At 46.8% G+C, this 16,241-nt stretch carries 8 protein-coding genes; 1 reads left to right on the top strand and 7 read right to left on the bottom strand.

The window, feature by feature from the left end; genetic code table 11:
- Window positions 1-12: 12 nt before the first annotated feature.
- Window positions 13-2,403 carry an S-layer homology domain-containing protein gene (locus J2X75_RS15790; RefSeq protein WP_310337740.1) on the bottom strand — a complete coding sequence of 797 codons (2,391 nt, stop codon included), beginning with the start codon at window positions 2,401-2,403 and terminating at the stop codon, window positions 13-15.
- A 381-nt stretch (window positions 2,404-2,784) separates the two neighbouring features.
- Here J2X75_RS15790 and J2X75_RS15785 point away from each other — a divergent pair, with 381 nt between their 5' ends.
- A complete protein-coding gene (locus J2X75_RS15785; RefSeq protein WP_017690511.1) occupies window positions 2,785-3,573 on the top strand; it encodes a formate/nitrite transporter family protein in 789 nt (262 codons plus the stop codon).
- Window positions 3,574-3,839: 266 nt separating this feature from the next.
- Here the strand turns inward: J2X75_RS15785 and J2X75_RS15780 are convergent, their stop codons facing one another.
- The 6 genes from J2X75_RS15780 to J2X75_RS15755 form a co-directional block, all read right to left on the bottom strand.
- Window positions 3,840-4,826, bottom strand: coding sequence for a WXG100 family type VII secretion target (locus J2X75_RS15780; protein WP_310337737.1), 987 nt, complete (start codon window positions 4,824-4,826; stop codon window positions 3,840-3,842).
- 46 nt (window positions 4,827-4,872) lie between these two features.
- A complete protein-coding gene (locus J2X75_RS15775; RefSeq protein WP_397383749.1) occupies window positions 4,873-5,337 on the bottom strand; it encodes an acetyltransferase in 465 nt (154 codons plus the stop codon).
- Between the two features lie 153 nt (window positions 5,338-5,490).
- A complete protein-coding gene (locus tag J2X75_RS15770) occupies window positions 5,491-7,056 on the bottom strand; it encodes a glycoside hydrolase family 30 protein (RefSeq protein WP_310337732.1) in 1,566 nt (521 codons plus the stop codon).
- Window positions 7,057-7,204: 148 nt separating this feature from the next.
- Window positions 7,205-9,916, bottom strand: a complete 2,712-nt coding sequence (locus tag J2X75_RS15765; protein ID WP_310337730.1) for a glycoside hydrolase family 3 C-terminal domain-containing protein — start codon at window positions 9,914-9,916, stop codon at window positions 7,205-7,207.
- 590 nt (window positions 9,917-10,506) lie between these two features.
- Window positions 10,507-15,477: a DUF4132 domain-containing protein gene (locus J2X75_RS15760; RefSeq protein ID WP_310337728.1), complete on the bottom strand. Its 4,971-nt coding sequence runs from the start codon at window positions 15,475-15,477 to the stop codon at window positions 10,507-10,509.
- Window positions 15,478-15,501: 24 nt separating this feature from the next.
- Window positions 15,502-15,927 carry a hypothetical protein gene (locus J2X75_RS15755; protein ID WP_310337726.1) on the bottom strand — a complete coding sequence of 142 codons (426 nt, stop codon included), beginning with the start codon at window positions 15,925-15,927 and terminating at the stop codon, window positions 15,502-15,504.
- Window positions 15,928-16,241 lie beyond the last annotated feature (314 nt).

Below are 16,241 nucleotides of genomic sequence, written 5' to 3'. Positions count from 1 at the left end.
ATATTTCGAAAATTAAGGAATGGAAGGTGAGGATGTGTAGTTACCCAGACCGTTGTAATAGTTCTCTCCTTGTTGGATCCACCGTGCCCCGTCATAATTTGCATCACCATGAACATTACCTGACGTTCTTGTTAAAGATTGCGCAGGCTTCAAGATGGCTGTATCCATGGGTTCTCCATCGCTAATCTGATAGAGTATCAAAGTGATGTCTTTGGGTTGAACAATATCAAAATTAAAGGACATATAATAGATTTCGTCCTCATTGATCGGGAAATCTGTAGAGTCATCGGCAATGACCAACGTTTTATAAGGTGCAATGGTTGTTCGGGAAGCAAACGTAATAGGATCATCAATATCACTACGTTTAATCTCAAAATAACTGAGTTCAATTGGTTTGGACGTTGGATTATACAGTTCGATCGCCTGAGTAGTGCCTTCTCCCCAGACCACCTCGGAAATAAACAGACCCTTTCCTGCATCCGGGTCCTCCACCTTAACCGTAAATGTCGTCTCAACATCTTTAACAGCGGGATCAGTAGCCTTAACGGTAACGGTTGCGGAACCAATGACGTTCTTGAGATCTAAAGTCAATATATCTCCTTGGACACTCACTTCTACCACAGCTGGATCAGAAGATTGTGCTGTATACGTTAGAATGTCGCCATCCATATCTGTGAACACATCAGCCAAATCAACCGTCTTGCTCATGGTACCCAATTCAACTCCAACAGTTGGCAGTGTTTTTACCACTTCAGGAGCATGGTTGATTGGTGGTTGTGGAATGATGATTGGTGGAAATGGCGGTGGAATTAAGACCGGTTTGACCACATAAATGAATGAAGCCGATACACTTCCTCCTTTTCCATCTGCAGCTTTCACCGTAACCGGGGTTTGGCCTATAGCAACGCCCACAATTTTTAATTTTGAACCGTGAATATCCGCTGTAGCGATGTTAGGATCGATCTCCGTAATCTCATAGCTCAGCTCATCCTCATCCGCATCAGTGAATACAGCACCGAGATCAATCTCTTGCATTCCCTCTCCGAGATATACCATCATGTCAGAAATGCTAGACTGAACAACAGGTGGTTGATTCTCGGGAGACGGAGGTACAATAACCGGCGGCTCAGGTTCTGGAGTTGGTGTCGGCGTGGGAGTCGGTGTAGGAGCTGGTGTTGAAGATCCTGTTCCAGAATTGGGGCTGCTTGTCGCTGTATTGCTGGATGGCACAGTCAGTGCAGGTGTACTGCGAATGATCTGTGAGCTTACTCCGCCTTTTGGAAGAATAACTGTATTTGTTTTCACACTTTCCGGTAATTGAATAAAGGATTTCACGTCGTTCAACACAACTTCCTTCCAAGTCCCACTTCCAAGAACAGTGACTTTGTCAGTCGTATCTACGGTTATCGCATCGATATCTCCATCAATCGTTATAGCGCTTACGCCTGGTTTTAATACAACCTTGGACAAGGTATCAGCTTTCAGAGCAACGTGATTTGAAGAGACTGTAACCACACCTTGATAGGAGGTACCGACCAAATTCAATGTCACGTAATTTTGAAGTGTGCCTGCTTGGGTAATCTGGATTTCTGATAATGCAGACAGGTTACGTGTACGTGCATCATAAGTAATTACAGCATTTTGTAATGCCTCTTTGTTCTCATCATTCAAGATGCTTTGTAATTCCTGACTGATCACAAAAGGACGTCCATCCATATAGGCAACATCTCCGTCCAAGGCAGTCAAAGAAGCTGTTCGCTCACCCGTCTGGAAAACATCTACGAGAACCTTCGCTATATCTTGCCGTTCCACCAGAGCCTTGGATTCAAATTTCCCCTCATTTGAATCCAATAACCCCAATTTCAACGCCGTATGTACCTGTTCTTTAGCCCAGCCACTCACCGTGGGTTCATCTGTAAGTGTCTGTTGTTGTCCTCCTTTTGCTCCTTGTGTTCCTGTCACTCTTACCAAAATGGAAGCAAGCTCTTCCCGACGAATCGGATCGTTAGCACGGAAATTGCCTGTTGCATCTCCGGTCATCCATCCCATTTGACGAATTGCTTCAATATAAGGAGTCGCCCAATCTGAATGGTTAAGTCCAGTGTTGGAGGTCTTATCAATCTCTAATTGTGATGCTTTGGCTAATAACACGGCCATTTCCCTTCGAGTCAAAGGCTGGTCTGGGTGAAATGATCCATCTGGATAACCCGAAATTAATCCTTTCTCTACTGCTTCCTTTACGGCCTGAAGAGAGGTCGAGCGGATATCGGTCTGATCTGTAAAAACCGACGAGATGGAGTCTGTTGATTCTCCAGTTTGCTCTGCTGCGTTGACAAATTGAGTTCCCCACAACATGCCTACTACAAGTGAAGTCAGCAACACTTTCTTCCAATCCTGATTCATATTTGTTCCTCCCAATAAACTCGTTTTCGGCACATAGCTTATCAAGATTTTCTGAACAATTTCTGAACAAAATAACTAGAAAAAAATCCAGATTAAAGGAGCTTATACAGAAGGAATCCACACTGATTTCGCTTAACATGGGAATACATTGTCCTATATAAATTTTGGGGTTTTGGCACAAGAAAAATGTGCAAATAACTAATCAAAAAGTACAAATAATATTGATACATATTATATTTTTCTGTGTTAAAACTTTAATAAATTAAAACTAATCTTTTTCTGAAAAAGCGTGTTACTATCTCAAAAATCGTTATAATAAAAGGAACTTGGTGAGATTTGTAAGTTAATGCAATCATTCAACTTAGCTATTGGAGGAGAATTATGGAAACGGAAGCTTTACGCAACGTGGAACAACTAGCTCTGAAGAAACACAAGATTTACAAACAAAGTTTAATCAGGTACCTCGCACGCTCCATGCTGGCCAGTATGTTTATCGGATTCGGCGTCATCGTGGCGTTTAAGACAGGTAACTTCTTTTATATGGAGCAGTCCCCGTTTACCTATCCGATGGCGGCAATTACGTTTGGCGCGGCCATCATTCTGATCGCCTATGGCGGGGGTGACCTGTTCACGGGCAATACGTTTTATTACACGTATGCGGCGCTACGCAAAAAACTGCGCTGGTTCGAAGTGATCAAGCTGTGGATTGCGAGTTATAGCGGTAACCTGATGGGCGCAGCTGTGTTTGCCTTGTTAATCTATCTGACCGGATTGTTCGACTCGTCTCAGGTGAACGGTTTTCTGTTAAGCGTGGTGGAGCACAAAATGGAAGTTCCGACCATGCAGCTCTTTTTCCGGGGAATCCTGTGTAACTGGCTTGTATGTATGGCGTTCTTTGTCCCGATGTTCATGAAGGAGAATGGAGCCAAAATGTTTGCCATGATGCTTTTTGTATTCTGCTTCTTCATCTCGGGATACGAGCACAGCATTGCCAATATGTGTACGTTCGCGATTGCACTTGTGCTTAACCACCCGGGGACGATCTCATTTGAAGGTGTGCTTCACAACCTGGTTCCCGTGACCTTGGGTAATCTGGTGGGTGGTGTTCTGCTGATGGGCTTCATGTATTATGCGGTGAACAAACCGTTTCTGGATGAAGAGACACATTAATCTCTGGCAAAAAAAAGCCCTCCTTACAGCCCGGTCCGTTGACCGTGGCTAATCGGTAAGGAGAATCCAAAACACCCCGGCAACCTTCCCATCTCAGGGAGAAGGTTGCCGGGGTGTTTCTCTATGGGCAGGCTCACGGATAAGCCGCCTGCCCCTTGCTTTTAGCCATGTGTCACATGAACACACATGGCCCCCATCCCGCGGGTCGGCAAGCAGGCCGCAATCAGGTAGCCCTGCGTTGCCCGCCTGCGAATTCCATCCGTGGCTTAGAAGTAATCCCGCCACGGAGTATATTCAATATCGTTGTCGCCACGCGTGACCACGATCATATTTTCCATTTTGCCCGTTTCCTTATTGGTACGGTAGATCATCGTACGTGTCTCGCCTTCCTCCGGCACGGAGAACAGGAATTTGTCCGCGACGAAGGATGAACCTAGTCCTGTCGCATGTTCCGTGAAGGCAGAGCCCGTCTTGCTTGTGAGCAGCAGACCAATGCCGTAGGCTGTAGCCGTTTGTGCTGCTTTGCCAAAGAGATGCTCGCCTTGACTGGTGGTGTGCGTTTGCTCCGAATACTTATACTTTTCCGTATCTTTGGTATAGTCCACCACATTGCCCTGTTTATCCAGACTGATGGTGGTCGTTTCGCCCTTGTCGCTTTTCACCTGATACGTACCTACGATGGAATCCTCGGTTATTTTTAACGTCTTGCCCGTGTTGGGGTCAGTCTGATAGATTACATCTTCATACTGAAGCCGAATGATGTTCATGCTGGCCTGAATCTGCTGCGCCAGTTCTACGTCACCCATCTCTTTGGCTTTCTTCAGCATTTCCTCATAGTTCTGGTATTTCTCGGCATCCTTCTCATCCCATTCATCCATGTTCTTTGGTGGACCTGGCGTTTTGTCCAGATCATCGCCTTTATTTTTGCCCATGGTTGATAGCGCCCGCGCTGCGGTCAGCGCCGTCATGATTGCCTGGCTCACCGCCTCCTCATCTGTCGTGCGGAAACGCTCGGCAATTTTCTTAAGCTCCGACTGAATGGACAGAACCAGTTCCAGAACAGATTTCATCGTGCCTTGAGCCGTTGAATAATCGTTATAAAAACGCTCACGCTCCATGCCATCCCAGTTGCTGCGCATGACACTCATCTTGCCGTCCAATGTGGACATGAAGCCCGATAATTGCTGATGTGCCTGAGCGAACTGCCCACTGACTGTCTCCAGTTGTTCCGGTGTCACCTTGATCTGTGTCATCCTGCACACTCCTCATCCTGGTCATGTATAACTCATGGTCTATCCATTACGACAATCTCTCGGCCTCTTCCTGTTTGATCTCCAGATGCAACAGTGGAAACGGATTACCGGAACTATCCAATTCAGACCGCCCCATCTGTACAAATCCCATCTTTTCATAGAATCGGGCTGCCCCAGTATTCTGCTCATTAACATCCACCTTGAGGTGACGGCCTTTGATTTCGAAGGCATGGTCTATTAGAAGACGTCCCAGACCCTGTCCGTGTTGGCTCGGATCTACAAACAACATCTCGATAAAGTTATCATCCACACCAATAAAACCCACGGGTTGTTGCTTCGTATTGAGCACTTCCCAAATCTCAACTTGTTTTTGTTGCAACACATCACTCACCACTTTTTTGTAGAACTGAATGTGATGCTCTTCCAAAAACGTATGGGTTGCCCGCACAGCACTCTCCCAGATTCCAACCAACTTGTCATGATCCTGTTCCCGATATGCAACGACTAACATGTCCAACGTATTCTCCTTTTCTATTAAAAGTAAAAGGTTATGTAAAAGCCCGATCTAGGATCGGACTTGTTTAATACATCATATTTGAAATAATTCTACATTTATTTTACCATGTCCATCATTCAATCTGTACCCATAATTTCCAATCTTGAGTCAACGTTCTACCCCCGTTTTTGGCTTCCAACGGAAGGTTGCTGCCGACTGGGAAGGCAGTATATATTGAAACGAATCTCCGCCCATGACTACATCAAAGGAAACTTCTACCTCACCCGTGTTAGCTGCAACCAGCGCCATCGTTCCGTCAGGATTGCGGAAGGTTACGTTCTCGATCTTGCCCTGTTCTTGCGTGGATTCAACTCTCACAGCTCCCGGACGCACATAACGGCTGATGTGGCCTAACGCATAATACTCGACATTTCTGGTGATTTCATCACGCTCCGGGTCAATCGTCACAACCCCACGACAGTTCTCACAGCCACCGTTCGTGGGTCCACCTTGCGGATCAAGTCCAATGTTCCAGAGCAGCACATTTTTCGCCCAGTTGCGAGGTGCACCAATGATGAGATTGGACATTTGCCAGATAAGATTCTCGCCAAAATCAGGACTCCACTCCCCACCACTACATTCGGTAAAATAGATATTTTTGTCCGGGAAGCGCTCATGCACTTCCGACATGGCAGATGGATCACCTGCATAACAGTGAAAAGCAGATCCATCGATATATGCAGTGGCCTGCTCATCACCAAGCACCTTACCGGTATATTCAACCGCCTGATCCCAGTTATGATCATACGCGATGATTCGTGTGTCCAGTTCTGCATCCTGTAGCGCCGGGCCTAGATAATCCCTTATGAACATGGCTTGTTCTTCGGCGCCCATACTCATACTCGGATATTTATCCGAGGTGAACTCCGGTTCATTTTGCAACGTCATCCCGTAGATGGGAATGCCCTTTGCCTGATAAGCTTTGATATATTTCACAAAATATCTCGCGTACGCTTCATACACCTGGGGATCGTTATAATCCAGATACCAACCGTTAGTGGTCTTCTCCCCATACTTCATCCAGGCCGGGGCCGTCCACGGTGTGCCCAGCACTTTAAGATCCGGTTTGAGCCCAGTCACATGCTCCAGCATATTCACGACTTCCTGATCCTTTTCGATCGAAAAGTGTTCCATCTCATAGTCCGTGTCGGACTCGATATCATCATAGGTATAACTTGAAGCCACACCTGATTCATCTACCGAATAATCGGAGGCACCAATCGTATGACGCACCATATCCAAGTTCAGCCCTTCCGTTGTAAACAGTTCCTTCAGCAGTTGCTCTTGCTTCTCATCTTGAAGCTGATTAATCAGATGTGTCGACGAACCTGTCATCGCTGCGCCAAATCCATCCATAGTCTGATACGTCTTGTCCGGGTCGATCCGTATGGTGAACGCTGACGAAGAAATGTCTGACTCCTGCGTTGAAGAAACTGAAGAACTTGGTTCTGCATCATGGTGATCTGTAATTGGAATGGGCTTCTGTGGTGTAAGCAGATTTTGCTGATCTCCCGTGGTTAGCCAGACTTCGGCCGTTCTCTGTTTGTCCACAACCGGTGGCGGAGCAGGTTGTTCACTTCGGTTGAAGATAAGCCAGATTCCTACACTGACACAACAAACAGCGATTAACAGGATGATCCATCGTTTGGGATGTTCTCGCCAATCTATGTACATTACGCTTCACTCTCCTTCCATTGTGGAAAAAGCCGCGGCCACTAGGCCACGACTCATTTTCCTAATCTATATGAATTAGAACAAACTGCATTTGACACAAATAACTAACTTCACTGGGAGAACACCTTCCAATCTCCCTAATTGAACTTTATTTACCGGACTTGCTTCCGATATTCACACTGCCTGTTAGACGGATATCATCCGATGCACTGCCAACATACACTTGGACTTTACCCTTAGGCATTACCCATTCATGGGATGTTTCATCCCAGTAGGACAATGCGCTGCGATCCAGTTGAATGTTGACCCGCTGCTGCTTGCCTGCCTTCAGATCTACCTTCGCCCAACCAGCAAGCTGCTTCTCTGGCGTTTCAACTTTAGTTGGCAGATTGCCAACATAGACCTGTACAACTTCTGCACCGGAAACTTTACCTGTATTGCGCAGGTTCAGAGATACTTCTACAGTTGCTTTGTCGCCTTTGCCTGTGTTCTTCACATGCAGATTACGATAATTAAAATCGGTATACGACAGTCCGTGTCCAAAAGCAAACGCCGGTGTCATGCCTTCTTTGTCATATCCTTTGTACCCTACAAAGATACCCTCGGAATAGTTGCCCACCCCGTTAACACCCGGGAATTGTTCCGCAGTGGATACCGGGGTCTGGGAATCATCTGATGGGAACGTCACCGGCAACTTACCGGATGGATTCACATCACCAAACAGCACACGTGCCACTGCATTACCTTGTTCCTGACCTGCATACCAAGCCTGAACGATGGATGGCACTTCTTTTTGCCAGGAATCCATTTCAACAGCGCGACCACTCATTTGCACCACAATCGTTTTTGGATTGGCTGCAGCTACCTTGCGGATCAACTGCTCCTGGTTATTCGGCAGCTCCAGGTCGGAACGGTCGACGTAACCTTCACTGTCATACGTACGAGTTACCACGACGGCAACATCGGATTTTTTCGCCAGCTCAACTGCTTTTTGCATTTTGATATCCACAGCGTCTTCTGGAGCTTCCCAGCCAAAACGAACCTGTGCACCCATATCATGATTGGTCTGTACCGGGAAATCCGTACGATACTCAATTCGAATATTGTGGGACTCGCCTTCTTTGAATGTGATTTCTTTCTTCGTTGTACTCAATGTTTCACCTTGATTGTCTACGAGTAACTTATCATCCACATACAGTTTTGCAGAACCTAGACTGGTCAGGGACAGTTTATATTCACCCGTTTGAGGTGCTGTGATCGCCCCTGTCCAACGAGCAGACATTTTGGCATTGAATTTCGTTGGTGTCACTGGAAGCTTGGAAGATTGTGCGTTAAAACCTTCATAGTTGTAGAATCCAAGATTCATGTTGACCTGATTGTCCGTACGGACCAAAGAAGGATTACCCTCCATATCTTTATTCGTCCAGTATTCAGCACGCAGACCGTATTCCGCGCGATCTGTACCATAGTCTCTTTCACTTTCCTGAGCATCCGCTGGTGATAAAAGAGTAGAAGGTACGGCGGATGGTCCATTAAATGCATCTCCTGCGGAGATAGGATCCGTTCCGGCAGCATATTTTACATCCACACCGTTACCGGCACGGTTACGAATTCCTTGAAGCGGACTTACAGTATACGTCGGATTAACCAGACTGCTACCTCCACCAGCAGCAGATGCGTTATCTGCATCCGGACCGATGACAGCGATGGATTTCACGTTTTTCTTGGACAGCGGCAGCACATTATCGTTGTTTTGCAAAAGAACCATGCTCTCTTCTGCAATTTCACGTGCCTGTTTGCCGTCTTTCTTGGCATTGATTTGTGTATTCGTTACAGGGTTATCGAACAGCCCTTTATCGAACATTTGAAGCAAAATGCGTCTAACCTTCTCATCAATGGTTTTCTCGCTGACTTCGCCATTGTTCACGGCTTCCAGCAATTTGTCTCCCCATTTGCCATACGGCTCTCCAGGTGTCTCCAGATCCAGACCCGCATTGGCGGATTTGGCTGTGCTGAAGTTTGCACCGTAGTCACTCATGACAAACCCTTCGAAGCCAAACTGATCCCGAAGGACATTGGTCAGCATCTCTTTGTTCTCACAAGCATATGTACCGTTCACCTGGTTAAATGAACACATTGCTGAACCGAGATCCGCTTTTTCGACCATCGCCTGGAACGGACGTGCATAGACTTCCTGAATCGCACGTTCACTGGCTGTTGCATTGGTCGTGAAACGTTCCGTCTCCTGGTTGTTCAGGATGTAGTGCTTCGCTGTAGCGATAACCGGATTACTTTGAATCCCGTTCACATACGCTGCACCCATGCCGGAAGCCAGTAGAGGATCTTCCCCGAGAGATTCGAAGTTCCGGGAACCCCATGGTGTACGTGCAATATCCAGCCCAGGGCCGAGCACTACATTATGTGTTGTATCATGTGCTTCCTGACCGATCAGATCGCCATATTTCTTGGCCAGATTGGTATCCCAGGAAGCGGCAAGCGCGATGGGTGCAGGCAATGCCGTGGACTTTTTGTCCTGTACATCCGGGTTTGCCACACGTACTCCTGCGGGTCCATCTGCCATCTGTAATGCCGGAATGCCGAGGCGCTCCAGTCCATCATTATAGAAACCATAATAGTTATTTACTTTACCGGTTACGAATCCAACTTTCTCCTCCAGCGTCATCTCCTTGAGCAGCAGCTCGGTACGTTCCTCCGCTGATAGAGATGTGTTCATCCAAGGCCGATTGGCCCCAGAATCCGCCTCCGCGGCGAAGGCGTGCAGCGGCATAGCCGCAACCGCCACGATGATTAATAACATAAACCATCGTTTGAGGAAAATCAGATTGAGTCTTCTGTTCATGTTGTAAGTTCTCCTTCTCTCTTGATCATTTTTCTTGTGCACATATTGAATACATGTATACAAGGGAATGCAAACTGGCTTGATCCCAGTCTTTCAAGCATTCAGGTCGTCCTGCACATGGCTTCTGAAACTGCAGCCTGCAAGCAAGTCAGCAGATTTCGCTTCCTAACGATAGCCGACATGAACATGAATTACATCCCCTTAAATTTGGTAAATGACCGATTAGAACAAGCCTAGTTCTTTGGAATCACCATATTAATAATTCAGATAACAAAACAAGAAAACGAATTATTTACATTTCCGTAACTACTTTCGAACAAATTCTTTACTTTTAAAAACAGTCAGTTCGACCCACTCCCATTCAACCAATTAATGCAATTAATTATCAGATTAAGGAATATGCCAACACGCTCTGGGTCCTAAGTCTAATTGAAACCGGAACCAATCCGGTCCATTGAAATATCCAAAAATTTAAAAGCAACTGAGGTCCCTTTTAACAGGTTCTTCAGTTGCCTTTATGTTGGAATTTCTCCAGAGTAACAAATAAAAAACCGCCCCAAGAGGGGCGGCTCACTTCTGTTCAATCACTTCTAGTTCTGTAACTGTGCAAGAATCTGCGGGTCCTTGATCTTCTTATCTTCGGCAAGCAACATCACCTTGGACAGAATCTCAGCCGTTCTCGGATCTTCATCAAGGAATGGCAGGAAGATTCGACCCCGATGCTGACTGTGCACTGGTACGATATGAAGTGCACCTGTGGCTTGTTTGAACACATTACCACTCCCCAGATGAACAGCATACTCACCCAATTCACCATCAATTCTTGCGTAATTCCCGTCCAAACGTACATTGTCGATCTTCAGCAGACGCAAAGACTCGTTCACAATAACGTGACGCATCTCGATTGTTGTCAGGCTGGCTTCCGGATCTACGCCTCCCACATGTGCAACGCTGACCACCAGATCGATATCACGCATGACTTCCGAGAAGAACGTTAGCGGTACATCTTGCAGCGCTACAGGTTTGTAGCTCTTACGATCGTAGAACTGCACCGTCTCCAAGGTAGGTGCCTCCGTATCTGCTGGTGAGAACCAATCTGCCATGGCATAAAGATTCGCAATCAGATTGTGCTCGTAACTTACCTTCTGCAGACCTTCCTCATAACTGACAGTCCATTGGCGTCCTTTAAGCAGAGCTACTGCTTTTTTCGGTTGAATCTGATACCCGGCATAGCGGCGGGACACCGTACCATTAGCCAATTCGTCCTCGTTAGGAAGATATAGCTCACGGAATACCTGCTTGAACGGCTGACGCTCCTGACGGGTGAACAGATCCCGCTGGAATTCACTCCAGCTTCCGCTCTGATACAGATGAAGCGGATGAGCAATCAACAGTTGATCCTGTTCCGCTAGTGTATGGTTCGTACCCTCCGGCCCTGGAGCAACCAAACCATTGGATGCTACATCGAATCGTCCCGTCTTGTCACCTGACTGGAATACAAGTGTTCTTACCAGCGGATGTATAACCGGATTTTGCATCAGACTGGCAATTTCCTCACGTGTAAAGGACGTTCCAGCAGTCATCGAACGTTCCAGCTCCTGCCGTGCCCGGCGATACTGATCCACCAGATCCGATTTGAGCTCTTTCAGTTCAGCGATATATCCATCTTTTTTGAACCGAGCTGGTACAGATTTGAGTGTCTTGCCTTTGCTAACGATAACCATCTCGGGTTGGCCTTCCTCATCGATGACCAATTGCGCTGTCGTGTCAGCATCCAATGCATGAGGTTCAAAGAAAGATTTCATCTCATCCAACTTACGTGCTTCCATGTCCCACATCAGCCGCGTAACATCGGCATAACCTGCATTACGAGCAAGATTGCCCAGTGCAATCTGTGATGCCACACCTTCACTGGCACGGCGTTGTGCACCGAATTGTTTGCTCTGCATCAGAAACTTCTGAATGAAGTCGTATCGCTCACGCAGATCCTGTTCCCGATTAGCCGCGAATGGAATCAAACTGTAGGTTAACAAATGATCTTTGTTTCGCTTATCTGACACGGAATCACGCATGTCGTCCAGACGAAGCTTGCCCAGTGCAGCATCTGCGAACAATTGGGATCTGCGGTGATTAGCTCCCCCGGAAATGTACTTGGCACAATCGTATAACAGATTGAACCGTTCCTCCCCGACAGCAGCATAAGCCTCCTCGAACCAGGCAATATCAAACGCACCTTCATTAAAGTCCTGTGGTGAGATTGGAGAATAGTGGGCCACGATGGTTTCTTTCTCCGCAGTAAAGCGTTCATTGATATGGGCATGGAAGTACCAGGCTGCACTGCGTAGACCTTCCCATCCCAGATGTTTCGCAACAATCTCCATCCACTGCGGGGCGTACATGGCTGCTTCCAGCAATTTTTTCTCATTCACCGGATACTTCTGGAGCAATGCTCCAAGACGCTTCTCATCTTCTCCCTCCCGTGGATGACAATTCTGAATTAGATAGCTAAACGTCTCTTTACGTGTTGTGTTGTCTCCATAGCTATAGATATATCCACGGACAAATGTATCCTGATCCATCGCCGAGACCAGATGTACCCAGTGTTCCATGCCTTCAATTCGTTCCAGTTTCATGGCAAGTGTACTTACTTCTGTAGAGAGTTCTCCTCTGGTCAGCTCGATCTCCAGAATCCGATTAACGACCGTATCCCGTAAGTGAATCAGCTTCGGATCACTTGCGATCCCTTCTGTACGAGTGGATGTTAAGTTCCGAATAAACATCAGACGATTCCCACCGACCAGAACCTGTCGATATATCTCCTGTTCATCAATCAGGTTCAACTGGAACGCACGCAGAAAATCTTCAAGTGACAGTAAAGACAGCGGTTGACTACTCTCTACAAGACTGGTGAACTGGTAAGCTGTCTGAAAGAAACGTTTGAAGCTGTTGTCGTCATGGATTTTGCCACGAACTACATAATTCCAAGGTCCAGTCAGAATATGAAGCATGCCTGACTCTTTCTCGAGTCGATCAGCAGGCACACTCGCGATGATGGAGGCCCAGGTTTTCTCAGCTATCTCAAACGTGTCGATCGGATCGCTATCCAGAAATGCCGCCGATATCAGCGCCACTACCTGATCCTTATACGTTAACGAATCCAGCATCTGCTGCAGCTTTTCGATATCATCCAGAGGATAGGTCTGTTCGGCAAATGTCTTGCGCCAGCCTTCCAGTAACGGAATCTTTTGCAGTTCTTCATAACCATACTGATCATGGAAGTAACTGTAATGGTCGCTCAATTTGCCATTGAAATCCCCGAGCTGTATACCCATATACAACTGCATCAGTTCCACACTGCTAAACCCGGCATGTTGAATATAGTTCTCCCATACGTCATGAAGCGGAAACTGTTCCATTTGCTTCATTTCATTCCGCTCTCCATACGGAACCTTGGAGCGAAGACTCGCTCCGATTAACAATGTGTCTTTGTAGCCAGCGTAGTATTCCACCTGGTACTCATAATCCCTGTGTTCATGCACTAATTCACTAAGTCCCTCCAGAAATGGTCTGGTCTTATCCAGAGAGAGTGTAAAGATATCCTTCGGATTATGGCCCTTGAGATCACGCTTCTCATCCAGCAATGGCTCACGTCGCTTCGGATCAAATAAACCAAATCCATTAGAGGTTGTGTAACGACTCCCCTGATCGGTCAGCTTATCCAGCAGTTTCTGCTCCTTGGCAGTGGGTGTCTCAATCAGCTGCGCCAATGGCTGCAATTGCTCCTGCTGATCTATCCGCTCTGGATCTGCCGCAATCTCGGTCAATAATTCGAGCGCACCCAAGCGCTGCAGTTCACTCTTGGCCTCCAAAAGTTGCTTCAGCGAGACCGCCAATTGTTCCACGGGTTGCAGTAACAATACATGGATGACCTTCTGACGAAGTGAGCCTGTTTTGAGCTTCATCAACGCCTCCATCTGTTTCATCTCATCAACCGTCAACGTGAGCAGCTTCGCTTTGGCGAGTGCACTCTCCCGATTACTGATGCTTTTATCAGACAAACTCTCAAACACAAACTGTCTTTGTACCTCATTATCAGGATGCTGAACAAACTGGGACAGCAGTTCTCCGCGCAGTTCCGCGCTCAATCGGTCCTTGATTGCGATGACCTCCCCGATCCATTCCGGGTCCATATCATATGCAGCCAAATATAACATTTTCTTGACTACATCATCCGTATCGATCTGGTAGTGAACATACTCAAGTACACCCGATGGTCCACCTGACCCGCCTTTTGGAATGGCAGCCAGCATCTGTTTGAACCGATCAAAGTCCTTACGCCGCAAGGCCTTATCTCCCAGAGCAGGTAATGGCCACACGTAGACGCTACGCTGATTCTCTCCATTCTCGAAACTCCAGTTGTACATATACATCGCATCATAATTGCTCACAATCCAGTGCATCAACTCGGTATCCTGCGCCTCCAGATAACGACGTGCAATGTCCAAACGAAGCTCTCGGTTCTGGCTGTTAGCCAGTACATATTGGGCAACAATCTTCTGATATAACTGACCTTGATCCATAATCTCGATGATCTTGCTCTTCAATTCATTCTCTTCAATGACCGCTGTCGCCCACAGACTGATAAAGAGTTTGTTGGCGTTAGCTTCCTGTTGCCAGGCCTCGCGTATTTCTGGTTGCACAAGCGCCTGATAGGCCTGTTCAATCAACTGTACGGCAACACGCTGGTTGGCTGCTTCTATGCCGATCCCCGTCCATACGGCAAGCGCTCTTACCACGGAACTGAAGCGAATCAAGTTGTTGTCGATAATGATTTTTAATATGTAAATATAGGCTTCCAGTGTCCCTTCATCCATCCGCTCCACAATGCTTTGGCGCAGCCCTTCCTGCAACCTTGCTGCAACGAGCAGCTCACCCACCATCTGATAGGCATCCGCCTGATCGCTCATGAATATGCCTTTGATCATTTCATGGGTTAACAACGCCGTCTGATTGTCACCATAGATAATATCATGCAGTGCCTGCTTCATATCTCCGCCCTGATGATCCAGTTCATAAGCGATACAATCCGCCAGAACCCAACGGATCTCATGCAGATAATCCAACTTGTACTCACGAAGTGACACATATTCTTCCAGGGAGAAACTTTTCATTTCCATACGGAACAATCCCATCAGTTTACGGATGACTTGTTCTACATGCTGCTCCGGATCGGATGTGCGAAAAGGCCGGCGTTCATAGTTGTTACTGTATGGGAAACGAGTCGCACGCTCTGCAATATAACGGAATCGTGCAACCAATGACTCGCTCGCCAGATGCTGGAGCACATCCAATAGTGGCTGGAATAATGGTTTCTGCGTTTCTGCAAACAACCTTCCAAGCAACTTATCAGTATTTAAAAACATCTTTTCGTCTCCACGCAAATACGTAGATCCGGCGATCTCCACAACATAGCCTGCCAGCTCAAGCTGTACCCCTGTTAACGACTTGGCTCTTTCCTGTAATCCATCGATATACACCTGTACTTGCTCTTCCTGATTCATCCTGTTCTCCTCCTTCATCACTCTCTACCACAGACGTCCGGCAAGCATTGTAAAACGAATAAATACCACGTTATCTCCGTCTTTTACAACAAGTGACTCATCTAGTTCCTGCAATTCTTCATCGTTGAGAAATACTTTATACAATCCATCCTCATAGGCGGTTATAGCTGTCTCCATCGCAACATTCAGATCAGGAACACCCTCATTGTATACTGCGCCAAACCCGACTTTTCCCGCCGCTCCCTGCGCCTCAATATCATCCGGCATCAGGTAGGCGAGCAATTCAGCCTGTTGTTTCTTGTCCTGAAGCGCTTTTACTTGCAGAGCCACCATGTTCTCAATGAGCTGCCTTAACGTATGAGTTGTTTCCGGAAGTTCGGCAGCTTGCTTGGCAAGTACCGGCTTGCGCTTACCCAGACTTTTTACCGTTATCCATACGTTCACTGTCATGCCCCCTCTGTCCTGCCCTATTTGAAGAAACTTCCATAAGCCCCGATATCTATACCACGATGCGTAATAACCTAAACTCGAAATGACGACCTATCTCAAAATAAAACCAAAAATACGTACATATGTACCCCTGATGAACATCATAACTAAAATTCAATCCATATTCATGAGCCAATCCTCATGTTTACGTGGAACCACGGAACTATGGCCTACTTGCGTACATATACGCAAAAAAAACCGCACAGTCTCATATAAATATGACTGCGCAGCCGCTAAGCTACTATTAGAACAGCTTATGACACCTGAGAACCTTT

The sequence above is a fragment of the Paenibacillus sp. 2003 genome (genome assembly GCF_031455635.1).
Lineage (GTDB): Bacteria > Bacillota > Bacilli > Paenibacillales > Paenibacillaceae > Paenibacillus > Paenibacillus amylolyticus_B.
This window is presented reverse-complemented; position numbering and strand designations above follow the sequence as displayed.